The organism is Pseudoalteromonas sp. meg-B1, from assembly GCF_003173795.1.
GTDB lineage: Bacteria > Pseudomonadota > Gammaproteobacteria > Enterobacterales > Alteromonadaceae > Pseudoalteromonas > Pseudoalteromonas undina.
Genome location: NZ_QGQU01000001.1, coordinates 1,239,922 through 1,264,271, shown reverse-complemented (window position 1 = coordinate 1,264,271; position 24,350 = coordinate 1,239,922). Strand labels below are relative to the sequence as shown.

Here is a 24,350-nt window from a genome sequence, read left to right as displayed (position 1 = left end):
TGCTTATCCTTTCTTTTCTATAGTAAGCGCGTCGGCAACGAGCGCTTGTTGTTCTTTAGTATGTACTGACATATAACCACATGCAGGTGATGCTGAAGCTTTACGACCAGCATATTTTAATTTTGCATCTTGTGGAATTGCATCAATAAAGTGATGTTGAGAACAATACCAAGCACCTTGGTTTTGCGGCTCTTCCTGACACCATACAAAATCAGTAACATGCTGATAACGCTCAATAATCGTCTTCATTTCGTCATGTGGGAACGGGTATAACTGTTCAACACGAACAATAGCAATGTTGTCTTGCTCAAGTTTACGACGCTCTTGTAATAATTCGTAGTAAACTTTACCACTACAAAATACAACACGTTCTACTTTCTTAGCATCAATATCATCAATTTCATCGATCACATTGTGGAATACGCCCTCTGATAGTTCTTCAAGCGATGATGTAGCTAATGGGTGACGAAGCAATGATTTTGGCGTCATAACAATCAATGGGCGACGAAGAGGTCTAACCGATTGACGACGCAACATTGCATAAACTTGTGCAGGTGTAGATGGTACACATACTTGCATATTATGATCAGCACACAGCTGTAAAAAGCGCTCAAGACGTGCAGAGCTATGCTCAGGACCTTGGCCTTCATAACCATGTGGTAGCAAACATGTCAGGCCACATAAACGACCCCACTTTTGCTCACCTGAACTTAAGAATTGGTCAAAAACAACTTGTGCACCATTGGCGAAATCACCAAATTGCGCTTCCCATAAAACAAGTGAAGTCGGCTCTGCTGTTGCATAACCATATTCAAACGCTAATACCGCTTCTTCAGATAGCACCGAATCAAATACTTCAAACGTACCTTGATCTTCACTAATGTTTTGCAGTGGCAAGTATGTTGCACCGTCTTGTTGACCGTGAACAACGGCATGGCGATGGAAGAAGGTACCACGGCCAGAGTCTTGACCTGTTAGGCGAATATCAGTGCCTTCAGCTGCAATAGTTGCATACGCTAAAGTCTCTGCCATACCCCAATCAAGTGCTTTTTCACCGGCTGCCATAGCTTTGCGATCATCGTATATTTTCTTAACACGAGATTGCGCTTTGTGGTCTTCAGGGTAGCTTGCGACAATGTTACCAAGCTCTTTAAGTTTCTCTACAGAAACGCTCGCGTCGTAGTCAACATTCCAATCATGACCAACGTATTTAGCCCAATCAGAAGAATGTGACGTTTCTGGTTGAATTTCTTCAACTACACAGTTGCCATCATCTAAGCCATTACGATAATCATCAGCAAGTGCTTTCACTTCGTTTTCTGTGAAGGAACCTTCCGAAATTAACTGATCTGCATAAATTAAGCGAGGGACTGGATGTTTTTTAATCTTTTGATACATAACAGGCTGTGTAGCATTAGGCTCATCAGCTTCGTTATGACCATGGCGACGGTAACAAACAAGGTCAATCACAACGTCACGTTTAAACTGGTTTCTAAAATCAAGCGCTAACTGCGTAACAAACGCAACCGCTTCAGGATCATCAGAGTTTACGTGGAAGATTGGTGATTGAACCATTTTTGCAATATCAGTACAGTAATCAGTAGAGCGAACATCGTCTTGCTTGCTTGTAGTAAAACCAACTTGGTTATTAACAACAATACGAATGCTACCACCACAACTAAATGCATTAGTTTGTGATAAGTTAAACGTTTCTTGTACTACACCCTGACCTGCGATTGCAGAGTCGCCGTGAATAGTAATAGGAAGTGCTTTGCTGCCAGTTTTGTCGTTTAGACGATCAAGACGTGCGCGCACAGACCCCATAACCACAGGATTAACGATTTCTAAGTGCGATGGGTTAAACGCAAGTGCCATATGCACATTGCCACCTTTGGTCGCGAAATCTGAAGAGTAACCCATGTGATACTTAACATCACCAGAGCTTAAAGTATCTTTGTGTTTACCAGCAAATTCATCAAATAATTCTGATGGATTTTTACCAAGTACATTCACAAGTACGTTCAAGCGTCCGCGGTGAGCCATGCCGATTACGGCCTCTTTTTGGCCACTTTCACCCGCGCGGTGTATAAGCTCTTTAAGCATAGGAACTAACGCATCGCCACCTTCAAGTGAGAAACGCTTAGCACCCGGGAACTTAGCCCCTAAATATTTTTCAAGACCATCAGCCGCTGTCAATCCTTTAAGGATACGTAGCTTTTCATTTTTATCGAATTTTGGCCTAGACTGAACAGACTCTAAACGCTGTTGTAACCAACGTTTTTCTTCTGTTGATGTGATGTGCATATACTCTGCGCCAATAGAACCACAATAAGTAGTTTTTAGTGCTTGGTATAACTCACCTAAAGGCATAGTATCGCGGCCTACGGCAAACGATCCTACGTTAAATTCGCGGTCAAAGTCAGCATTTGATAAGTCGTGGTATTCTAGCTCTAAATCTCGTACACGTTCTCGTTGCCAAATACCTAGTGGATCTAGGTTTGCATTTTGGTGTCCACGAAAACGGAAAGCATTAATAAGTTGCAGAACTTTAACCTGTTTAAGGTCGCCGCCACTGCCCTCTGCTACCACTACTTCTCTATGCTTGTTTTTAGCAAGCGCCGCAAATTGTGAACGAACTTCTGAATGTTTTACTTCAACATCCACACCATCAACTTTTGGTAATTGTTCGAACACTTCTCGCCATTCTTCTGGCACCGAAGTCGCATCGTCTAAATACGCTTCATAAAGCTCTTCAACATAAGCAACGTTACCGCCGTTTAAATGTGAAGATTCTAGCCATGCCTTCATCACACCTTCGTGCATTTATAAGCCCTTTTTTTTAGCGCAGAAATTAATAGTTATATAACAAGATGGCTAATAAATATTAGCCATCTTTCGTCTACTAGAAATTAAACCGAGCGGTTTAATAACATAGATTTTATTTGCCCAATTGCTTTAGTAGGGTTAAGACCCTTAGGACAAACGCTAACACAGTTCATGATACTGTGGCAACGGAACACACTGAATGCATCGTCTAAGTCAGCTAAACGCTCTTCTGTTGCAGTATCTCGGCTATCAGCTAAGAAACGGTAAGCATGAAGAAGGCCTGCTGGACCTATAAACTTATCTGGATTCCACCAGAAAGAAGGACACGATGTAGAACAACATGCACATAAAATACACTCATAAAGCCCATCTAATTTATCACGCTCTTCAATAGATTGAAGACGTTCGCCTGCAGCAGGCTCGTCATTTATTAGATACGGTTTTACTTTTTCGTATTGAGTGTAGAACTGACTCATGTCAATAACAAGGTCACGAACAACAGGAAGTCCCGGTAATGGACGTACTACGATTTTACCTTTGCCATTTTTTTGTAGCGTAGATAAAGGAGTAATACATGCTAAGCCGTTCTTACCATTCATGTTTACACCGTCTGAACCACACACGCCTTCACGGCATGAACGACGGAATGATAATGTAGGATCTTGCTCTTTTAATAATAAAAGTGCATCCAATACCATCATGTCTTGGCCTTCCTCAGTTTGCAAAGTGTATTCTTGCATACGAGGTGCGTTGTCAACATCCGGATTGTAACGATAAACTGAAAATTGTACTTGTGCCATCGTCTCGCTCCTAGTAGGTACGTGCTTTAGGTGGGAATGCTTCACGTAGCTTGGGCTCGTAGTTTACTTTACGCTTGCTCATTTCATCCGTTACCGGATTAAATACTGAGTGACATAACCAGTTTTCGTCATCACGATCTGGGAAGTCAAAGCGAGAGTGTGCACCACGGCTTTCAGTACGGAAGTTTGCAGCTACTGCAGTTGAGTAAGCTGTTTCCATTAAGTTGTCTAATTCTAAACATTCAATACGCATGGTGTTGAAGTCTGATGATTTATCATCAAGACGTGCATGCTGTAAGCGTTCACGAATTTCTTTAAGCTCAGTAAGACCAGTTGCCATTGAGTCACCTTCACGGAATACCGAGAAGTTAAGCTGCATACACTGTTGTAGGTCTTTCTTGATTTGTACTGGGTCTTCGCCTTGACCAACTGTTGAGCTTTCCCAACGATTAAAGCGAGCTAAAGACGCTTCTAAATCAGACTCAGAAGCCGCTTTAGAAATTTCAACGTCATTTAGGTATTTACCTAAGAAATTACCAGCAGCACGGCCAAATACAACTAAATCAAGTAATGAGTTACCACCTAAGCGGTTAGCACCGTGAACAGATACACATGCAATCTCACCAACAGCAAATAAACCTTGTACTACTTTTTCGTTACCAGCGGCATCGATATTAAGTACTTGACCATTTACGTTAGTTGGCACACCACCCATCATGTAGTGACATGTTGGGATAACTGGAATTGGTTCTTTTGCAGGATCAACGTGAGCAAATGTTTTAGCAAGGTCGCATACACCTGGAAGACGTAAGTTAAGCGTTTCTTCGCCTAAGTGGTCAAGTTTCAACTTAAGGTGAGGACCCCAAGGACCATCACAACCACGACCTTCACGAATCTCTGTCATCATTGAACGGGCAACAACGTCACGAGATGCTAAATCTTTAGCGTTTGGTGCATAGCGTTCCATGAAGCGTTCGCCATCTTTATTTAAAAGATAACCACCTTCACCACGACAACCTTCAGTTACTAGCGTACCAGCACCTGCAATACCTGTCGGATGGAATTGCCACATTTCCATGTCTTGCATAGAAATACCAGCACGAGTCGCCATACCAACACCGTCACCAGTGTTAATGTGAGCATTAGTTGTTGATGCGAAAATACGACCTGCACCACCGGTAGCTAACACAACTGCTTTTGATTTGAAGAAAGTGATTTCACCTGTTTCAATTTCAATCGCTGTACAACCTACTACATCGCCATTATCGTTTTTAACTAAATCAAGTGCATACCATTCAGAAAATACATTTGTTTTATTTTTAACGTTTTGTTGATAAAGAAGGTGTAATAATGCGTGACCAGTACGGTCAGCAGCTGCTGCGGTACGTGCAGCTTGTTCACCACCAAAGTTTTTCGATTGACCACCGAAAGGACGTTGGTAAACACGGCCATTTTCAAAACGAGAAAATGGTAAGCCCATGTTTTCTAATTCAGTAATAGCTTCTGGGCCTGTATTACACATGTATTCGATAGCGTCTTGGTCACCGATAAAATCGGAACCTTTAACGGTATCATACATATGCCATTCCCAGTTATCTTCATGCGAATTACCTAGCGCTACTGTAATACCACCTTGAGCAGATACAGTGTGTGAGCGTGTCGGAAAAACTTTAGAGATTAGTGCACATGTTTTGCCAGATTCAGTAATAGCAAGAGCAGCGCGCATACCTGCACCACCTGCACCAATTACTACGGCGTCAAATTCACGAACAGAATATTTCACTTAAACACCCCATAAAACGATTAAACCTACAGCTACGTAAGCGACAGCCATTAGGTTTAGTACAAAGCCTAAGAAAGCACGCAATTTAGCGTCCTTTACATAGTCGGTTAGAACCTGCCAAAGGCCGATACGGGTATGAACCATAATGCAAACTAGGGTGATTAATGTCGCCCCTTTCATTGCTAGGTTAGAGAATAGGCCTGTCCAGGCGTCATATGTGACTTCTGGCATTGCTAAAAAATAGCCAATAATAAAAATTGCATATGCACTGATTATTAATGCCGTTGTGCGTAGAGATACAAAATCTTGTACGCCATCACGTTTAAGAGTTGCTTGATTTAAGACCATATCCACACCCCTGCCAATACAGCAAACACAACGCCAAGTGCCATTGCAATTTTAGCGCTAGTGTTGCCTGATTCAAGTTCTTCCCAATGCCCCATATCCATAATGATGTGACGGATACCACCGATAAGGTGATAACCCAATACAGAAAGGGTGCCCCAAGCTATAAATTTGGCAATGAATCCGTTAAACAGACCCTTGACGAATTCAAAACCTTCAGCTGAAGAAAGAGACTCTGACCAAGCCCAAATGACAAACGTTAAAGCAAAAAATAATGCAACACCGGTGACGCGGTGAAAAATTGAAGCTTTAGCCGTTGCCGGCATAGATATAGTTGTTAGATCTAGATTTACAGGTCTTTGCTTTTTCACAGTTACTTGCCCATCTTGCCCGCAGTGGGGCTCATCTACTTGTTTTTCTAAAACCCACCAAATGTTTCTGGTGGAACTATCAAAATAAACGTATTAGTACTAATAAAGTTCACTTTTTATGAAAAATATTATGTAAAAAAAAGTTTACCCAAATACAAATCGGTTAAAAACCTCCGTTAGTATATATAGCCGGAGACTCTTTTACAATTCTTGTTTACTTTGAGTCGTTTGCGAATTAGCCAATGGTATAATATTCAATCTATACCGAATATTTATTATACATATGTGCATAATACTTATAAAAATTGACTTTATACCCCTCTTTCACGTTAAAATGTAAAGATGTGCTTAGAATAGATTTTAGAATATAAAAATCAGAATAGTTATCTTAATAGGAGATACATAGATGGCAGATAAGAAAGCCACAGTCCATATTGATGGGCTAGATCCAATCGAACTTCCAATTTATCAAGGTACTGCTGGCCAAGACGTAATTGATGTACGTACACTCGGCTCACATGGTCACTTTACTTATGACCCAGGTTTCATGTCGACTGGTTCTTGTGAATCTACCATCACTTACATCGATGGTGGTAAAGGTGTTTTATTACACCGTGGTTACCCGATCGAGCAGTTAGCAGAGAGCTCTAACTACGTTGAGTTATGTTACTTACTATTAAACGGTGAGTTACCAACTAAAGAGCAATACGATGATTTTGCTACAAAAATCACTCGTAGCACAATGCTAGATGAAAAAATCGCAAACTTCTTCCAAGGTTTCCGTTTTGATGCACACCCAATGGCAATGCTATGTGGTGTGGTTGGTGCATTATCTTCTTTTTACCATGAAGATCTTGATATCACTGATGCAGTTCAACGTAAGACAAGCGCTATTAAATTAGTTGCTAAATTACCAACAATTGCGGCAATGGCATACAAAACAAACATCGGTCAACCGTTTGTATATCCACGCAATGATTTAAGCTATGCAGAAAACTTCTTACACATGATGTTCTCTGTACCTGCTGAAGAATACAAAGTGAACCCAGTAACAGCTAAAGCAATGGATAAAATCTTTATGCTTCATGCTGACCACGAACAGAATGCTTCAACGTCAACTGTTCGTTTAGCTGGTTCTTCTGGTGCTAACCCTTATGCATGTATTGCTGCGGGTATTGCATCACTTTGGGGCCCTGCTCACGGCGGCGCTAACGAAGCATGTTTAAACATGTTAGAAGAAATTGGTTCAGTTGATCGCATCGACGAATATGTAGCAAAAGCAAAAGATAAAGCGGACCCTTTCCGTCTTATGGGCTTTGGTCACCGTGTTTACAAAAACTTCGACCCACGCGCAACAGTAATGCGTCAAACATGTCATGAAGTTTTAGCAGAGCTTAATATTCAAGATCCATTGCTTGATATTGCAATGAAACTTGAGCAAATTGCACTTGAAGACCCGTACTTTGTTGAGAAGAAACTTTACCCTAACGTAGATTTCTACTCAGGTATTATCTTAAAAGCGATTGGTATTCCTACAAGTATGTTCACTGTAATTTTTGCAATGGCACGTACTGTAGGTTGGATCTCACACTGGGACGAGATGCTTTCTCAGCCTGGTCACAAGATCAGCCGTCCACGTCAGCTTTACACAGGTGAAACAACACGTGATTATAAAGCTACAGACAAGCGCTAAGCTTTAAAGTTAGTTTTAAAAGGCCGCTTCTGCGGCCTTTTTTATTACATGCTACTTGAGAATTATCTTAAACAGATTACAATTCCTGCCCGAATTGATTAACTTTATGAGCCTATGTCTGTGTCCTCGTTTGATCCTAAAAAAATCCGTAATGATTTCCCTACTCTAAATCAGACAATCAATGGCAATCCTTTGGTTTATTTAGACTCAGCTGCAACAACACAAAAGCCACAATGTGTGATTGACGTCACCACACAGTTTTACACCTCACAGAATGCAAATGTTCACCGCGGTCGTCATACGCTGAGTGAGCAAGCTACAGCGGCTTATGAGCAAGTACGTCAACGCGTTGCTGATTACTTTCAGGTAAGCGGTAATGAAATTGTCTGGACTAAAGGCGCTACTGAGGCGATTAACTTAGTTGCACATGGCCTAAGAAATACATTAACAACAGACGACACCATTTTAATTAGCCCAATCGAGCATCACGCGAATATTGTGCCATGGCAAGAACTCGCGGCATACACTGGTGCAACGTTAAAAGCGTTGCCACTTAATGACAATGCCACTTTTGATATCAAACAGTGCTGTGACGTGATTAAACACACCAAACCTGCACTTCTTGCAATCACTCACGCCTCTAATGCGCTGGGCAATATTACCGATTTAACTCCGCTGATAACCGCTGCGAAGGCAGTAGATGCGTTAACTTTAGTCGACGGCGCACAAGGCGCCCTTCATTTAAGACCTAATTTAACAGCGCTTAATTGTGATTTCTACGTGTTTTCAGCTCACAAAATGCTGGGGCCAACTGGATTAGGCGGTTTGTATGGCCGCTATAGTGCGTTAAATGCATTATTGCCTTATCAAACAGGTGGTGAAATGATTGAAAAAGTGACCCTAACGCAAAGCACTTATCGTGACGCTCCCGCTAAATTTGAAGCTGGGACGCCAAATATAGCCGGTGTTTTAGGCTTTGGTGCGGCGCTTGAGTATTTAATGGTGCTCAATCAGCAAGAATTAAAAGAGTATGAACAGCAGGTGTTTATTTATGCAGCAAACGCACTGAGGGAAATAGATGGTATTTGCATCTATAGCGACCTAAAATCGAACATTGGTACATTATGCTTTAATTATAAAAATGAACATCCGTATGATCTGGCAACTTTACTTGACGGTTATGGTATTGCAGTACGAAGTGGTCATCATTGTACGCAGCCATTAATGACTCATTTGCAACTAAATGGCTCACTCAGAGCAAGTTTTGCATTTTATAATACGACCAAAGATGTAGACCAATTTATTACTGCGCTTAAAGAATGCATCGCTTTATTAGACTAATTTGGATAAATAATGACTCACACATATCAACTGGTAAGTAAAAACATTGAAAACAGTGCAAGCTGGCAACAGAAATACCGTGAAATTATGTTGCTTGGTAAAACACTCCCGCCATTAGCCGATATATTAAAAACCGACGATGCGCTCGTGCAAGGCTGTGAAAGTAAAGTGTGGATGTTTGTTGAATTTGACCTAACCGAGAATGCGTTGGTTGTGATTGGTGATTCTGATACGCGCATAGTAAAAGGCTTATTGGCGTTAATTTTAGCGCTGTATAACGGTTTAACACCAGAAGAGGTGTTAAACATTAATGCCTATGAAGAATTTGAAAAGCTTGGCTTAATTAGCCACTTAAGCGCTTCTCGAGGCAATGGAGTAAAAGCCATGGTTGAAAAAATACAAACCTTAGCTAAACAAAAAACGCGTTAAGCGCTTTTTTAACAATATGATGTGTAATCTGTAATTAAATGTTCAAGCGTGTACGCTTATCTAAATATTTTCTTACTGCTTTAGCGGCAACAAAAAAACCAAAACTACCGGTGATCATCGTCACCGAACCAAAGCCATTATTACAATCCATATTCATACTGCCATCTGCATTTTGTTTCGCATGGCACACACTGCCATCACTGCCAGGATAAACAAGCTGCTCTGTTGAATACACACAGTCAATATTAAATTTACGTTTTGGATTAGAGCTGAAATTATACTGCTTACGCAAAATATAGCGCACCTTTGCAAGCAATGGATCTTGAGTCGTTTTTGCCACATCTCCAAATGTAATTTGACTTGGATCAGTTTGCCCACCTGCACCGCCCGTGGTAATTATAGGCATTTTATTACGCTTACAGTGCGCGATTAACGCCGCTTTTTCTTTTACCGCATCAATGCAGTCAATAACATAATCAAAACCTTGAATATGCTCTTGAATATTATCTAGTGTTATAAAATCGTCAATCACATTAACCACACACTCAGGGTTGATAAGCTCGCAGCGTGCCTTCATGGCATCCACTTTTGCTTCCCCAATAGTGCCTGTTAACGCATGAATTTGACGATTAACATTGGTTGCGCATATATCATCTAAATCTATTAGAGTAATTTTGCCCACGCCGGTGCGCGCTAATGCTTCTGCAGTCCAGCTGCCTACGCCACCTATACCAACAACACAGAAATGTGCCTGTTGTAACCATTCAAATTGCTGTTGACCATATAGTCGTTTAATACCACCAAAGCGGATATCAGTTACTTGTTCACTCATTTACCAATCCAATTTCCAAGGCGTTTGCCAAGAATCAAAATCTTGATGTTTTATTAATTGCGCATATTCCACTCCACACTCTGGCAACAGAGTGTGTTGTATTTGTTCCCCAGCCCACTCAAAGTCCAACGCAAATGCATGCAAATAGGTGCGATCAGCGGCACTCCCAGAATAACTAGCATCGCCTAATATAGCGGCACCTATACTCTTTAATGCCACCCTAAGCTGATGGGTTTTTCCCGAATAGGGTTTTAATAGGTAAGCTCTAAAACCGCTTTTAAAGCTAAACGAATAAAAACGTGTAATAGCGGGGTTACTCTGTGAGTTTAATAATTTATACGTGCCACGGCGAGACTTAGCCATATCACCTTTAACCCAGCCTTGCTTTTTTTTAGGCTTGGTATCACTAACCGCTAGATAAAACTTATTTATCGCATGCTGAGTAAATAATTGCGTAAATTCTGCTGCTGCCGCTTTGCTTCGCGCGAGTATAATCAATCCAGAGGTGACTTTATCTAAACGGTGTACCGCAAATAATTTTTCGTTTAACTGTTGCTCAGCTAGTACCACAAAACCGGGGCCTTCTTCAGAATGAAAATTAAGCCCATGCGGTTTATTTATGATGTAAAAATCATCATGCGTATATTGCACTTTTAATATAGGCGTTTGTGCTATATTCACGCGCTTTTACTTTGAATATGGGCAACCACTTTTGCTAAATCCTCTGGTGTATCTACTCCTGCATGAGGGGTCACTAAAGCTTGTTCTATTTTAATTGCATAACCATGGTATAGCACACGTAACTGCTCTAACGACTCAAGGAGTTCTAATGGCGAAACACTTAATTCAATATATTGCTTTATAAACCCTGCGCGGTAGGCGTAAATACCCACATGCCGTTGAAAAGGCGCTAAATTAAGTGGTTGCTGCTCAGCCATCATGGCGCTTCTATCAAATGGGATACTCGCTCTTGAAAAGTACAAAGCATTTTTATTGATATCACTGACAACTTTAACCGCATTAGGATTAAACACTTCATCACGCTCTTCAATAGCAACGCTTAAGGTTGCCATTGGTGCCGTTGATTGCGCTAATAATGTTGCCACTTGTGATACGTTATCAGGCGACAGCAAAGGTTCATCACCTTGTACATTTACCACGATAGTGTCATCGGCTAAATTAAGTAAATCCACTACTTCGGCTAAGCGCTCTGTGCCTGATTGGTGATCTTCACGTGTCATCAAAACATTACTAGTAAAACGTTTAGCAGCATCAAACACTCTTTGATGGTCGGTAGCAATAACCACCTTGCTGGCTCCTGACAAACAGGCTTTTTCATACACATGCTGTATCATTGGTTTGCCACAAATATCAGCGAGTGGTTTACCTGGCAAACGAGTAGAAGCGTAACGCGCAGGGATAACAACTACGAATTCCACTTTTCTACCTCTTCAAGAGTCAATTCACGGGCTTCATTTTCAAGTAGTACCGGAATATCATCACGTACCGGGTAAGCTAGTTTTGCTGCTGTGCTGATCAGCTCTTGGTTTTCTTTATCAAAGCGCAACTTACCTTTACACACAGGGCAAGCAATAATTTCGAGTAATTTTGTATCAAAGGCCATGGTGGATCCCTTTTTCTTTTAATAATAAATTTAATGTGTTTATTACTGCTGCAGTTGGTTGAGCGTCAACCGGCAAGTAATACCAATTTGGCTTGGCAAAGTCACGACACTTAACCGCATCTTTTTCTGTCATTAATACACAGTCCTCACCAAATTGAGCAAAGTCATTGGCGGTATAAGCATAATGGTCGCGAAAATGATGTGTTGATAACAACGCTATACCTCGTGCTTTTAATGATGCTTCAAAGCGCTGAGGGTTACCGATTGCACTTACAGCATGCGCTGTTTTTATAGTCGTTGTTATCTCAGTATTATCAGCAACACGTTTAATAATTGATGGCTGCAAGCGATAGCTAAATTCATGTTCAGAACCATTTTCAATGACTAAATCAACACTGTTTAAACGAGAAACCGTTTCGCGAAGTGGTCCTGCTGGCATTAAAAAACCATTACCAAATTTTCTTTCGCTATCAACAATACAACATTCGATACTGCGTGCCATTTTGTAGTGTTGCATGCCATCATCAGAAATAATTACATCAAGCTGAAACTGATGATTGAGCATTTCTATATTCTGCTGTCTATTTGGCCCCACAACTAACGGACATTGTAAACGGTTAAATAAAAGTACCGGCTCATCCCCTGCTTCTAAAGTCGTCGTATTTGCAGTTACTAATAATGGGTAATGGGCTGCTCGTCCGCCATAGCCGCGACTAATTAAACCAACAGATAAGCCTTGAGCGGTTAAGTAATCATGTAGCCACAATACAAATGGAGTCTTACCATTGCCGCCTACACTTATATTGCCAACAACAATTACTGGAGTATTACTAACAAATGGCTTAAAAACACCCACTTCGTAGCAGTATTTGCGCACTAGAGCAACACAGCCAAAAATAGCGGACAGTGGTAATAACAATAAGGTAATTAAGCTAAAAGGTTTGTACCAGCTTTGCTCTATTTTACTCACCCCTGCTCACCAAACTGCATTTTACAAAGAGCTGAGTAGGTACCATCGTTAGTCAGTAATTCAGTATGCGTACCACTTTCTATCACTTTACCGTTATCAATCACATAGATACGGTCACTATTTTCAATAGTCGATAGCCTATGAGCGATAACAATGGAGGTTTTATCTTTCATTAATGTATCAAGAGCATGTTGGATAAGCTTTTCAGACTCAGTATCCAAGGCCGAGGTCGCTTCATCTAAAATTAAAATAGGCGCGTCTTTTAAAATAGCACGGGCAATCGCAATACGTTGACGTTGCCCGCCTGAAAGCATTACCCCATTCTCGCCAACCATAGTGTTAAGTTGCTCAGGTAAGTCTTTTACAAACTCCCACACATGGGCTTGTTTTGCAACGTCATGAAGCTCTTCGATAGAGATTTCGCGTTGTAAACCATAACAAATATTATTGGCAATCGTGTCATTAAATAGCACCACTTGTTGCGACACTAACGCAAATTGACGGCGAAGATCAGTAAGCTTATATTCATTAAGAGCAATGCCATCAAGTAAAATTTCGCTTGGCGCTTCTAAGTCATAATATCGGGGTAACAAGTTAGAAATAGTCGATTTACCCGAGCCAGAGCGGCCAACAAGGGCAATACTCTCACCGGCTTTTATGCTCAGTGATAAATCGTTAAGCACGGCTTCATCCTTGGTTGGGTATTTAAAGGTCACATTTTTCACCTCAATATGCCCTTTTACCTTATCAACCGAAAAGGTACCCGTGTCTTTTTCAATTTCTTCATCTAACACTAAAAAAACACTCTGAGCAGCTGAAATACCTCGCTGTAAGTCACTGTTTACATTGGCAAGTTGCTTTAATGGGCGCAGTAGCATCATCATCGATGAGATGAGTACGACAAAATCCCCAGAGCTAATGCTGTCTATCATAGAGGGCATCGACACAACCCATAAAATAACAGCCATAGCACTGGCAGCCAAAATTTGAATGATAGAGACACTTAGCGCTTTAGTCGCATCCATCTTGATACGTTGTTGGCGGTTATGATTATTAATTTTAGAAAATTGATCAATTTCTTGTGTTTGCCCACCAAAGCCATGGATCACTTTGTGACCACTGAGCATTTGCTCTGAACTACGTGTTACCTGTCCCATCGCTGACTGAATATTTTTCGAGATATGACGAAAGCGTTTAGACACCACAGCTACTATGATAGCCACAAGCGGGATAATAACTAAAAAGATTAACGACAACTGCCAACTGGTATAAAACATCACAGCGAGTAAAAACACCACAAAAGCGCCTTCACGCACAACAATAAGCAGTGCTTTGGTGATTGCTTGTTGAACTTGCTCGGTGTCAAAGGTAATTTTAGAAATCAAATCGCCGGTTGAGTTTTTATCGTGAAAGGACACCGGTAAATGTAAAATGTGTTCAAACAATTCTTGGCGCAGCGCCCTCACGACTTGTGAGCCTACATAGCTTAAACAGTAAGATGACATAAAGTTAAATACGCCACGCCCGATAACCAGCGCAATAACCACAAATGGCGCATAAGTAAGTACCTGGCTGTTACGCTCGTTTAAACCTTCATCGATAAACGGCTTCATCAGTTGAATGAATAATGCATCCATACCTGAATAACCTATCATTCCTATAATCGCGACAATGGCAATCGACTTATAAGCGCCAACGTAAGAAACAAGCCGTTTATATATTTGTGTAGTACTTTGTTCCATAACACTCTCTAAAACCAGTAACAGCCCCTATTGTATCCTTAGCAACAGCAAAACAAAACGTCAATCTTTGATAAACCAATAACTTTCCGCCCCTCTTGCAGTACTCAGCTCTAAGTGTTTAGCGTAAAAATCAACCCGAATTTGTCCTACATTACCGGTGCTATATTGTTTAGCGTTTATTTTATTGTAGCGCTTAACTACCGCTTTACTTGGAAATTGCCACTGACCTTGATAAGCACTAGAGTGAATCACAAAGGTTGGATACACAGCCTTAATAAACTCGTCACTGGAGGAGCTATCACTGCCGTGATGAGGACTTATCAAAACGGTACTTTGTAAATCATCTTCTTTTTTAATTAATTGAAACTCCCTTGCTTTTGATATATCACCAGTAAGAAGCACACTATGATTTGCACTTGAGATTTTAACAACACAGGAATTATCATTACTGTTATTAAACTCATCTTTTGAAAAGGTTTGAATACTCAAGCCTTGAAAGTCTGTTTTTGTTGCTATGCAGTCTTTATATACACCATTGGGATGAAAATAATCAAAGCTCCATGCATAACCTGCTTTTTTAAAGTGCGCAACGCCTCCTGCATGGTCGTTATCTTGATGGCTTACAATCGAGTTAGTTACTGTTAGGTTATGAGCATTAATATAGGGTAGTAAAACACTAGTGACACGACTAAAGCGATTAAAATAACTCGGGCCAAAATCATAAATAAACGCATGTTTATCTTTTTCTATCAGTACCATTAAGCCGTGGCCTACATCAAATACGTTTAACTGCCAAAGGCTGGTTTGCGTAAAGTAATAGTTAAAAAGCAAAGTCAAAATCGGAATGCAGGCTAGTAAGCGAAGCTCAATAAAATAAAGTAAGGGAACAACACTATAAAGCAGCACCACGGTGGTTATACTTACCTGTCCGACATTAAGCCAACGTATCTGCTGAGGTATTGCCTGCAACATTTGATACAAATTGGTCAGTGGAAAATCATATAACACAATAAATGCATGCCAATCGGTTAATAACCCCAGCAACACGCTTAAAAATAAAGCAGGCATCAATACAAAAGATAAAATGGGAATAGCCACAAGATTTAAAACTAAACCCACTAAACTCACGCCATTGAAAAAGTATAATGACAGGGGTAATAAGCCAATAAATAATCCCAGTTGAATAATAAATAATGTTCGCATATTGGCCAGTAGTGAGTGACCCCGAAGCGGAAACTGCTTTAAAACCATAAAAATAATACATACCGCTAAAAACGAAAAGTAAAGCCCTGGATTTAGTACACTAAATGGATTAACCGCTAAAATAATAACCAACGCATATAAAATACTGCGCCATCTCAATGATTGCTTTGCCAAATAATAAAGTAGCAAATAACAGCCCAACATAATTAAAGCGCGGGTTGCGGAGATGATAAAATCACTCAAGTAAACATATATGAATGCCACTACAAAGCCGACAGCGCTATAAACAATAGAAACATTTATGCCTTGATTTAGTTCAGGTTTAACCAACTTAAGACAAAAACGTGTAACAAAATAACAAAAACCAAACACTAAAGAGATATGTAACCCAGAAATGGCTAATAAGTGACTTAACCCAAGACTCTGCATTAACCGCTTTTGCTCGAATGTCATCAATGACTTATCGCCGGTTAAAAGTGTATAATATAGCCATTTAAGCTCAGCATTATTTAACAGCTTTTTTACATAGGCTCTATAAGCTGACACGGTATTATTTTTTTGAGAGCTTTTAATATTAAGCTGTTTATTGAGCACTGTACCTTTAAAGGCTATCTTTTGTGTAAAAGCATAAAGCTGATTATCAAAAACAGTAAAATTTTTAATAGTTCTATAATTATTCAGTCTCACTTGGGCATTAAAAGTATCACCAGATTTAATTGGTTGTGCAAAATTGATACTTAATAAGGCATAAGGTGCCCTAAAGTGGCTATATTCACTATCTTCTAAATGGGTTATTTTAACTTTTATATATTGGGGAGGCGTAGCAGAGATAACCTCTTCGACCACCACACCGACAGAATAAGCATATTTTTTGTGCTGTTCAGGTAACTCAAATGAATAAAACAAGATAAAATGTGCGGCTACACAGCAAATACCGCAAATAAAGCCTAACAATACAGTTAAAAACGGCTTAAAATACGTGCTCACAATAAGGATTGAAATTGTGATAACTGTAAACTCAAGGGTTTGATAATAAAATACGGTAATAACGACACCGATAACAAACCCAAGACTCATCCACACAGACGTAAATGGTTGCTTTAAATGGCTAAAAAAACGATCCAACGGTTTTTACCTGATCCAAATAAAATTAGACATCACAAATCACTAAGGATATTTGGTCGTCTTTTACATGATGCTAACCTTTGGCATTTAAATCGACGCTCAGCACGCGGTGCCTTTGCCGTTGGACTTTTTTTTGCATTCATCCCTGTTCCTTTTCAAATGGTGCTAGCAGCTGCCGCAGCCATAATCTTAAGAGTTAATTTGCCTATTTCTGTTGCTTTAGTGTGGATCACCAACCCACTTACAATGCCACCTATTTTTTACGGCTCATACTTGGTTGGTACATTAGTATTAAATCAACCTGAGCAGCATTTTGCGTTTGAGGCCAGTTGGGCATGGTTTATAGAAAGCCTAACTACCATTGGCCCTGCTTTTTTAGTGGGTTCGCTTGTGTGCGCATCTATTGCCAGTGTTATTGGCTATTTTGGTATTGATTTAATTTGGCGTCGCTCAGTAAGAAAAGCTTGGATATCTAGAAATAACTAGCGCCTACTTCATCAAGTGCTTCTGTTAATATTACTATAGACAAAAAAAAACCAACTTAACAAGTTGGTTTTTTTATAAACGAATAGTAGTACTTAGAAACGAAAAACGCGTCTTAAACCAACTAAAGGTAGCAGTAATAAACCAAACCATGAGAAGCTGGCTGAGCTACGTTCATAAAACTCTGCATCTGGGGCTTTACAATTTTCAACTTCACCATTAGCAATCGGTGAAAGTTTTACTGCAACAGCAACACTTTCATATTGAATGTTACCATTTATGTCGGTTATGACCTCACCTAGTGAGTCTAATTTTTCAACCGTTTTAGTTGCCACACCAAATACTTCATTATTTTCGTTGATTGATTTCGCCTCTACCATTTTATAACTAAAGCTAGTTTCACCATCACTGTCAAAACATGGTAGTAGATTATTTAGATTAGTGATTTTGTCATCACCAATTTTATAAATAAACGCTTCTGAACGCCTTGTACTCGCTGTATCACCAACATCACCTTCGCCTACAATATAACCTTGATTATTAATATCATTTGCATATGAGCTTGAGCTAATAAAATAATCTTCAGGAAACACCGTCGTGTTTGTATTTACATCATGGTAGAAAAGTTTGTTTCTTAAAGAGCCTTCAATGCGTTTAGTAGCATAACCTGCAATAATGTCATTATCATTGATTGCAAATGCTTTACCTCCTTCCCAATCATCTTGCTGGTTTATAAAGTCAACTACCTCACCGTCTTTAAAATAAGTTGGCATACTGAAGATTCTATTATCGTTGTCAATATCTCGGGTATCTGAAGACCCTACAGCAATACCATTACTATTCACAGCTAATGCAATACTATTAAATGGAGTTCTGTCTTCATCTTCTTCCGGAGTAAGCGCTAAACCTAGCAACTCTGTTGAAGTCACATTATAAGTGCTGTCTAGAGTCCATTTAACCGCTGTTTTATTAAACACACCTCGCGTATTTCGAGAATTAATTAACTCGATACAAGCCATAACTGGCTCATCAAGGCCATCACAATTGTCTGTAATTGTGGTTTGTCTCTCAGCAGGAATACTGACCGATACATTACCTACAACCACATAGCCTGTGTCTGTGGCAATGATATCAGTGGCTTTACTACTGCCACCATGTTCAGTAAATTCTGGTAAAAGCGGCACTTCAACACCACCAGCAGAGATTAAAATTCCGCGCTCTATAAACTCACGAGTAAACCACGTTTCTTCATCAGTTTCGCCATCTGGTGTAAAGCTCACTTTATCAAAGGCTGCACTTCCCCAACCAACCGTAGTACCGTCTTGCGCTACACCTGTATAAAAGTTACTTACTGATCGAGTTAGCCCATCATAATCAAGTGAAGATTCATCGAAAAGAGACTGCTCAGTTATTAAACCGTTATTATAGCTTGTAGCAATAAGCGAACTGATTTTTTGATATTCAAAATCTTCAGACCGAGAAGATAGAAAGCCAACCATAAAAGTATGTGCGTCAGCATTAGTGTAAACAGCATCATTATTTTCTATATCATCGAGGGTAAAGGTTATTTCTTTATCAATGTTTTCAAACCTTTTAACTTCGGTGTCGTATGCGCTCTTTATTATATTATCTGTAAAGTCGATATAACTAATATCAATAGGTAGGTTAAACAATCCGTTAGCTTGACCTATAATATGGCCGTTTTCACTCACATCAGTAACATAAGTATGTTTGGCAGCTTCAAAGTCACCTAATTCGGTTAACTGGTACGTTGCACTTAATGCTGATGTACTCAGTGTGGCTAAAACACTGGCCGCGAGTAATTTATATTTCATTTTATTCCTTACTACTGATTCTTTAATTCTTCAAGTTCTTCCCAACGCTCAAAAGCGGCTTCAAGGTCAGACTCAAGTTGGGCTAAATGGTTCAATTCCTTGGCTGTTATATCACTGTCTTGCTTGAAAAAGTCTTCGTGACTTACTCGTTCTTGTTGTTTTTCAAGCTCAGCTTCAAGTTGCTCCATTTTATTAGGTAGTTGCTCTAGTTCAAGTTTTAATTTGTAAGAGAGTTTATTTGCTTTGTTATTGCTTTTAACTGGCGTTGGCTCTGTTTTTTCAACTTTTTTGACTGGCTGCTTTTGCAACTCTTTGTGCTGCTCCGCCAAATAGTTGGTATACGCTTCATAATCACTGTAGCCACCAACTATATCAGTGACTTTGCCGTTACCTTCAAATGCCCAAACACTCGAACAGGTATTATCAATAAACTCTCGGTCATGGCTTACTATTAGCACAGTACCTTGATATTGGTTAATAATATCCTCAAGAAGCTCTAATGTTTCTATATCTAAGTCATTGGTAGGCTCATCGAGCACTAATATATTTGAAGGTTTCAAAAATAACTTGGCTAATAACAACCTGTTTTTCTCACCACCTGAAAGTGCTTTTACCGGTGTACGAGCACGTGCTGGCGGAAATAAAAAGTCTTGTAAATAGCCTAACACGTGACGTGAGCGTCCGCCCATCATCACTTCTTGCTTACCTTCAGCAACGTTATCTTGAACGGTCGCTTCTTCATCAAGCTTCTCACGGTACTGATCGAAATATGCAAACTCTAAGTTAACACCTTGCTTTATTTCACCACTGTCTGCTTTTAAATCACCAAACAACAATTTTAATAGCGTTGTTTTACCAATACCATTAGGCCCCACCAAACCAATACGATCGCCACGCATCACTAAGGTAGAGAAATCATCAGCTATCACTTTGTCTTTAAATGCATGATTTAGGTGTTTAGCTTCAAATACTAGTTTACCTGAACGATCCGCTGTTTCGATATTGAAATCAGTTTTACCTACTTGTTCCACACGTTGTTTACGTTCATTACGTAATTGTTTCAGCTCACGAACACGGCCTTCATTACGGGTTCGACGGGCTTTAACACCTTGGCGGATCCATGCTTCTTCTTCCGCTAAGCGTTTATCAAACAATGCATTTTGTGTTTCTTCTACTTTTAAATCATGCGCTTTTTGTTCTAAGTAAGTTGCATAATCACCAGGATAAGAAATTAGTTTACCGCGATCTAAATCTAAAATACGTGTAGCAACAGCTCGAATAAAAGCACGGTCATGCGATATAAATACAATACCGCCTTTAAATTCTTTTAGGAATTGCTCTAACCACATTACACTTGTCATATCCAAGTGGTTAGTAGGCTCATCGAGCAGTAATAAATCAGGCTCACTCACTAAAGCACGCGCTAATGCAACTTTACGTAACCAACCACCAGAAAGCGACTCAAGTTTCGCATCAGGAGTTAGCTCTAATTGAGTAAGTACAAGTTGAATTCGGCTATCAAAACGCCAGCCATCTGCCGCCTCTAATTTATTAGATAAACGCTCTAATTTATTTAATAGTTGATCAGTGCAATCTGTTTGCAATTGTGTGCTTACATGATGAAAGTCAATAAGTAAGTTAGCAATTTCGGGCATACCTTGGGCAACATAATCAAATACAGTGCCACTTGCCCCTTTAGGTGGATCTTGCTCTAAACGCGATATTTTTAAACTACCAACTTGGTTTATTTCGCCATCATCAAGTATTACTTGACCGTCGAGTACTTTTAAAAGCGTTGATTTACCTGCACCATTGCGACCTACAATACACACACGTTCGCCACTTTCGATTACTGCATCTGCATTATCAAGTAATGGGTGTGTACCGTAAGCTAATTGTGCTTTTGAAATTCTAATTAAATCCATAGTTAATCTTTACTCTTATTCTGCTTGCGCTAAAAACTGCTGCGCCTGAGGTGCAGTAAAAGGCCAAAATAATTGTTGGCCTTGTTGATTTTTTAAAACCGGAATGCTTATTTGATACTCTAAAATTAATACGTCATCGCTCATAATATCAATAAGTTGTAATTCATCGGTTGATGAAAGTAACGGTTTTAACAGCTGCTCTGCTTGCTCGCACAAGTGGCAGCCGTCGGTGTGATATAAAATCCACTTAGCCATGTTTAATTAACCAGCTATTATGAATTTTTTTATTTCGTTTAAAGTCAGGAGATAAGGTTTTTTCAGAAATATTTTCTGCTTTTAACCCTAACCCCATCAAGCCAACTTCATCCATTACAAAACCGCGTTTATTATTAGAGAATATTAGCGTACCCGATGGGCTCAATATTTTTTTAACCCAAGTTAACAGCTTAATGTGGTCGTTTTGCACATCAAACGCGTCTTTCATTCGTTTAGAATTTGAAAAAGTAGGCGGATCTAAAAAGATCAGGTCATACTGCCCTTGTGCATACTCTAGCCATTTTAAACAATCAGCTTGCTCAAAACGATAACGTGTATTGCTAATATCGTTAAGCGCAAAGTTATCTTGCCCCCACTTTAAGTAGGTTTTAGATAAATCAACGGTAGTAATCGCTTTTGCGCCACCAATGGCTGCATGTACTGAGGCGGTTCCTGTGTATGCAAACAGGTTCAAAAAGCGCTTATCTTTTGCGTTTTCTTGAATGTAACGACGTGCAAGGCGATGATCTAAAAATAGCCCCGTGTCTAAGTAGTCAAATAAATTAACTTTAAACTTAGCACCAAACTCTTCTACTACCATGGTTCTATTTTGCTTGGCCATGGGTGTATATTGCTCTTCACCTTTTTGTTTTTTACGTACTTTTACAGCAATATTTTCAGGTGCAATATCAAGTTGTTGTGCTGTTAAGCTAATAACATCTTGCAAACGCTTCTCTGAAGTTTTTTCATCAATCTCTTTCGGTGCTGCATATTCAAAAATAACCGCCGAGTCACCATAAATATCAACCGCAACGTTGTATTCAGGAATATCTGCATCGTAAACACGATACGCATGGACTTGATTTTGCTTAAGCCAATTTTTTAAACCTTGCTTGTTCTTTTTCAGGCGATTAGCAAACGCCATCGAGCCTTCGAAGTTTAAAGCGGGTTTGTCATCAGAGGTAAGGCTGACTTGCTTGTCATCAAGTTGGTAAAGGTTTAATTCAACATCAAGGGGGCCATTTTTAAATTTATAGCGTTTTTGCTTCACTAATTTAAGTAATTTAAACAGGCTTTCATCCATGCCCAGTAGAGCGAGTTTCCAATGATTAAAGTGCTTTTTAAAACCAACACCTAGACTACGATGCAGGTTTACAAGTTCAGCCATAGAACCAATACGCTCACCATAAGGTAAGTTAGAAATAACAACACCCGGCAATTTTGCAACGCTCGTCAGTTTTGTCGCATCGCTTTGCTTAAATTTAATCACCGTCTCAAGCTCAGCACGCTGCGCATTAGCAATCGCTTTATCAAGTACTTGTGCATCGTAATCATGGCCAATTAACCATAATTTAGGATCAGTAATATTCGCTAAAAGTTGCTCTTTAAGTTCTTTGAATTTTGCCACTCTAAAGCTGGGTAAACGCTCAAACGCAAATCCTTCACGGAATAATCCAGGCGCTTCATTACGTGCCATTCCAGCCGCTTCTATTAAAATAGTGCCGGCACCACAACATGGATCGAATAGTGGTTGATTGACATTTTCGAGCCAGCCACTACGTTTTATTATTGCCGCAGCTAAATGCTCTTTTATGGGTGCTTTGCCTTGACCTTGACGGTAACCACGCTCTGATAAACGCGGCCCTGAGTAATCAATATAAAGTGAAACGCCATGACGATTTAAACGTGCAACCACTCGCACATTGGCATCTTGCTTATCTACATTTGGTCGCTGTTCAAATAAATCGTTAAAGTAATCAACAATCGCATCTTTAATTACTAAACCAGAAAACTGGGTATTTTTAAGTGAATCGTTTGTGCCATTAAAATCAACAGCAAAAGTTTGTGTTGGACCAAACCATTCTTGCCAAGGTTGTAAGCGTGCAAATTTGTACAAGCTGTCTTTGTCATTTACGCCTTCTTTTTCTTCAATAAGCATAAGTACACGCGTAGCAAAGCGTGTAGATAAACACACTTTTTGCGCTAGCAATGAGTCAGCCTCAAAGCGAACAGAACCCACAGTTTGCTTTGACACTGTAGCGCCAAGTTCTGTAAGTTCATCAACCAATAAATTTTCGATTCCGATAGAAGTAAGTGCGATAAATTGCAAAGTAAAAACCCTTAATAGCTAATTGCGCGGGATTATAACATAGGTTTGCGTACAAATACGCCTTAAACAAGTCTCAAAGACTAAATTAGGCTAAGCTGTTTGGCTATCGTACTGTGAGGTAATTAAGGGGTGAACTCGGTTGTTTAAAACGCGGATAACTTCAAACTGGGCAAGTGATAGATTGTCATCTAGTGCAAAGGTTTCGCTTAAATTAATGCACACAGAAGCATCTGGACAATGCTCTATAATTAAAAACTCGCCAGTTTGTGATTCTGAGCTTAAATTAATAACCGCTTCAGTACTAGGTGTACTACCAGTATACGGTTTAAAAAACCAACTTTTTGCCAACACTGGTTTTAATTGAAATTTAACTGCCGTTGCATTGAGCGCTATTTGGCATAACTGGGCAGGATTCCATAAATTAAACTGCGCAAGGTAATAATAAACTTGCTCATAAAAGGCTGCATCTTCAAGGCTGAAGTATGGGTTTTCAAAAGCACAATCGGTGAGCTGTCTAAGCTTATAAGGTGTACAAAGTTGCATATCGTCATTTAAATCAAGCAGTAAGCGGTTTTTTTCAGCACACGCTATCCACTGCCATTGCTTTGACGCTTGTAACATTTGCTCCTCCCTACTTAGTACTTAAAAAATAAAATAA

Annotated in this window: 21 protein-coding genes; 4 read left to right on the top strand and 17 right to left on the bottom strand. The window is 39.7% G+C overall.

Going from position 1 to position 24,350, the window contains the following annotated elements:
* Nucleotides 1-3: 3 nt before the first annotated feature.
* From sucA to sdhC, 5 genes are all read right to left on the bottom strand, one after another.
* Nucleotides 4-2,823, bottom strand: a complete 2,820-nt coding sequence (sucA, locus tag DK924_RS06025; RefSeq protein WP_075169173.1) for a 2-oxoglutarate dehydrogenase E1 component — start codon at nt 2,821-2,823, stop codon at nt 4-6.
* An 86-nt stretch (nt 2,824-2,909) separates the two neighbouring features.
* Entirely contained in the window at nt 2,910-3,626 is a 717-nt protein-coding gene (locus tag DK924_RS06020; RefSeq protein ID WP_010390121.1) for a succinate dehydrogenase iron-sulfur subunit, read from the bottom strand.
* 10 nt (nt 3,627-3,636) lie between these two features.
* A complete protein-coding gene (sdhA, locus tag DK924_RS06015) occupies nt 3,637-5,409 on the bottom strand; it encodes a succinate dehydrogenase flavoprotein subunit (protein ID WP_008112088.1) in 1,773 nt (590 codons plus the stop codon).
* Nucleotides 5,410-5,757, bottom strand: coding sequence for a succinate dehydrogenase, hydrophobic membrane anchor protein (gene sdhD / locus DK924_RS06010; protein ID WP_010390124.1), 348 nt, complete (start codon nt 5,755-5,757; stop codon nt 5,410-5,412).
* Nucleotides 5,748-6,125, bottom strand: coding sequence for a succinate dehydrogenase, cytochrome b556 subunit (gene sdhC / locus DK924_RS06005; RefSeq protein WP_010390126.1), 378 nt, complete (start codon nt 6,123-6,125; stop codon nt 5,748-5,750). Before sdhC ends, sdhD begins: the two co-directional genes overlap by 10 nt.
* 406 nt (nt 6,126-6,531) lie before the next feature.
* On the opposite strand from sdhC, the gene DK924_RS06000 reads away from it, so the two are divergent.
* From DK924_RS06000 to DK924_RS05990, 3 genes are all read left to right on the top strand, one after another.
* On the top strand, nt 6,532-7,818 hold the full coding sequence (locus DK924_RS06000) for a citrate synthase (protein WP_010390127.1): 1,287 nt from the start codon (nt 6,532-6,534) through the stop codon (nt 7,816-7,818).
* A 114-nt stretch (nt 7,819-7,932) separates the two neighbouring features.
* Nucleotides 7,933-9,159: an aminotransferase class V-fold PLP-dependent enzyme gene (locus DK924_RS05995; RefSeq protein WP_109874601.1), complete on the top strand. Its 1,227-nt coding sequence runs from the start codon at nt 7,933-7,935 to the stop codon at nt 9,157-9,159.
* A gap of 12 nt (nt 9,160-9,171) precedes the next feature.
* Entirely contained in the window at nt 9,172-9,588 is a 417-nt protein-coding gene (locus DK924_RS05990; protein ID WP_109874600.1) for a SufE family protein, read from the top strand.
* A 34-nt stretch (nt 9,589-9,622) separates the two neighbouring features.
* Here DK924_RS05990 and tcdA read toward each other — a convergent pair whose 3' ends face one another.
* Genes tcdA through DK924_RS05955 form a run of 7 tightly spaced genes read right to left on the bottom strand, consistent with a single transcriptional unit; the run spans nt 9,623 to nt 17,084 of the window.
* Nucleotides 9,623-10,420 (bottom strand): tRNA cyclic N6-threonylcarbamoyladenosine(37) synthase TcdA, encoded by a 798-nt coding sequence (gene tcdA / locus DK924_RS05985; protein WP_109874599.1) that lies wholly within the window; start codon nt 10,418-10,420, stop codon nt 9,623-9,625.
* Nucleotides 10,421-11,101, bottom strand: a complete 681-nt coding sequence (locus DK924_RS05980) for a TIGR01621 family pseudouridine synthase (RefSeq protein ID WP_109874598.1) — start codon at nt 11,099-11,101, stop codon at nt 10,421-10,423.
* Nucleotides 11,098-11,859: a 3-deoxy-manno-octulosonate cytidylyltransferase gene (gene kdsB / locus DK924_RS05975; protein WP_109874597.1), complete on the bottom strand. Its 762-nt coding sequence runs from the start codon at nt 11,857-11,859 to the stop codon at nt 11,098-11,100. Before kdsB ends, DK924_RS05980 begins: the two co-directional genes overlap by 4 nt.
* Nucleotides 11,847-12,044: a Trm112 family protein gene (locus DK924_RS05970; RefSeq protein ID WP_010390133.1), complete on the bottom strand. Its 198-nt coding sequence runs from the start codon at nt 12,042-12,044 to the stop codon at nt 11,847-11,849. The genes kdsB and DK924_RS05970 overlap by 13 nt, the downstream gene beginning before the upstream one ends.
* The gene (gene lpxK / locus DK924_RS05965; RefSeq protein WP_109874596.1) at nt 12,034-13,014 is read right to left on the bottom strand and encodes a tetraacyldisaccharide 4'-kinase; all 981 of its coding nucleotides are present in this window, start codon (nt 13,012-13,014) and stop codon (nt 12,034-12,036) included. Before lpxK ends, DK924_RS05970 begins: the two co-directional genes overlap by 11 nt.
* On the bottom strand, nt 13,011-14,756 hold the full coding sequence (gene msbA / locus DK924_RS05960; RefSeq protein ID WP_109874595.1) for a lipid A export permease/ATP-binding protein MsbA: 1,746 nt from the start codon (nt 14,754-14,756) through the stop codon (nt 13,011-13,013). The genes lpxK and msbA overlap by 4 nt, the downstream gene beginning before the upstream one ends.
* Nucleotides 14,757-14,816: 60 nt before the next feature.
* Nucleotides 14,817-17,084, bottom strand: a complete 2,268-nt coding sequence (locus tag DK924_RS05955; protein WP_109874594.1) for a DNA internalization-related competence protein ComEC/Rec2 — start codon at nt 17,082-17,084, stop codon at nt 14,817-14,819.
* Between DK924_RS05955 and DK924_RS05950 the strand changes: the two genes are divergently transcribed.
* Nucleotides 17,064-17,570 carry a DUF2062 domain-containing protein gene (locus DK924_RS05950; protein ID WP_010390140.1) on the top strand — a complete coding sequence of 169 codons (507 nt, stop codon included), beginning with the start codon at nt 17,064-17,066 and terminating at the stop codon, nt 17,568-17,570. The two genes, DK924_RS05955 and DK924_RS05950, sit on opposite strands and share 21 nt — an antisense overlap.
* A 92-nt stretch (nt 17,571-17,662) precedes the next feature.
* Here the strand turns inward: DK924_RS05950 and DK924_RS05945 are convergent, their stop codons facing one another.
* The 5 genes from DK924_RS05945 to DK924_RS05925 all read right to left on the bottom strand — a co-directional run bounded on the left by DK924_RS05945 (nt 17,663) and on the right by DK924_RS05925 (nt 24,313).
* Nucleotides 17,663-19,402, bottom strand: coding sequence for a DUF3466 family protein (locus tag DK924_RS05945; protein WP_109874593.1), 1,740 nt, complete (start codon nt 19,400-19,402; stop codon nt 17,663-17,665).
* An 11-nt stretch (nt 19,403-19,413) separates the two neighbouring features.
* Nucleotides 19,414-21,327 carry an ABC transporter ATP-binding protein gene (locus DK924_RS05940; protein WP_010390143.1) on the bottom strand — a complete coding sequence of 638 codons (1,914 nt, stop codon included), beginning with the start codon at nt 21,325-21,327 and terminating at the stop codon, nt 19,414-19,416.
* Between the two features lie 15 nt (nt 21,328-21,342).
* Nucleotides 21,343-21,582 carry a glutaredoxin family protein gene (locus DK924_RS05935; RefSeq protein ID WP_109874592.1) on the bottom strand — a complete coding sequence of 80 codons (240 nt, stop codon included), beginning with the start codon at nt 21,580-21,582 and terminating at the stop codon, nt 21,343-21,345.
* A complete protein-coding gene (rlmKL, locus tag DK924_RS05930; protein WP_109874591.1) occupies nt 21,575-23,692 on the bottom strand; it encodes a bifunctional 23S rRNA (guanine(2069)-N(7))-methyltransferase RlmK/23S rRNA (guanine(2445)-N(2))-methyltransferase RlmL in 2,118 nt (705 codons plus the stop codon). Before rlmKL ends, DK924_RS05935 begins: the two co-directional genes overlap by 8 nt.
* A 90-nt stretch (nt 23,693-23,782) precedes the next feature.
* Entirely contained in the window at nt 23,783-24,313 is a 531-nt protein-coding gene (locus DK924_RS05925; RefSeq protein ID WP_054201007.1) for a cell division protein ZapC, read from the bottom strand.
* Between the last annotated feature and the right edge of the window lie 37 nt (nt 24,314-24,350).

Bases quoted from the DNA above. Each gene is read 5' to 3' on its own strand.
- sucA (WP_075169173.1), bottom strand. From the start codon at position 2,823: ATGCACGAAGGTGTGATGAAGGCATGGCTAGAATCTTCACATTTAAAC.
- DK924_RS06020 (WP_010390121.1), bottom strand. From the start codon at position 3,626: ATGGCACAAGTACAATTTTCAGTTTATCGTTACAATCCGGATGTTGAC.
- sdhD (WP_010390124.1), bottom strand. From the start codon at position 5,757: ATGGTCTTAAATCAAGCAACTCTTAAACGTGATGGCGTACAAGATTTT.
- DK924_RS06000 (WP_010390127.1), top strand. From the start codon at position 6,532: ATGGCAGATAAGAAAGCCACAGTCCATATTGATGGGCTAGATCCAATC.
- DK924_RS05995 (WP_109874601.1), top strand. From the start codon at position 7,933: ATGTCTGTGTCCTCGTTTGATCCTAAAAAAATCCGTAATGATTTCCCT.
- DK924_RS05990 (WP_109874600.1), top strand. From the start codon at position 9,172: ATGACTCACACATATCAACTGGTAAGTAAAAACATTGAAAACAGTGCA.
- tcdA (WP_109874599.1), bottom strand. From the start codon at position 10,420: ATGAGTGAACAAGTAACTGATATCCGCTTTGGTGGTATTAAACGACTA.
- DK924_RS05970 (WP_010390133.1), bottom strand. From the start codon at position 12,044: ATGGCCTTTGATACAAAATTACTCGAAATTATTGCTTGCCCTGTGTGT.
- msbA (WP_109874595.1), bottom strand. From the start codon at position 14,756: ATGGAACAAAGTACTACACAAATATATAAACGGCTTGTTTCTTACGTT.
- DK924_RS05950 (WP_010390140.1), top strand. From the start codon at position 17,064: ATGGCTAAAAAAACGATCCAACGGTTTTTACCTGATCCAAATAAAATT.
- DK924_RS05945 (WP_109874593.1), bottom strand. From the start codon at position 19,402: ATGAAATATAAATTACTCGCGGCCAGTGTTTTAGCCACACTGAGTACA.
- DK924_RS05940 (WP_010390143.1), bottom strand. From the start codon at position 21,327: ATGGATTTAATTAGAATTTCAAAAGCACAATTAGCTTACGGTACACAC.
- DK924_RS05935 (WP_109874592.1), bottom strand. From the start codon at position 21,582: ATGGCTAAGTGGATTTTATATCACACCGACGGCTGCCACTTGTGCGAG.
- DK924_RS05925 (WP_054201007.1), bottom strand. From the start codon at position 24,313: ATGTTACAAGCGTCAAAGCAATGGCAGTGGATAGCGTGTGCTGAAAAA.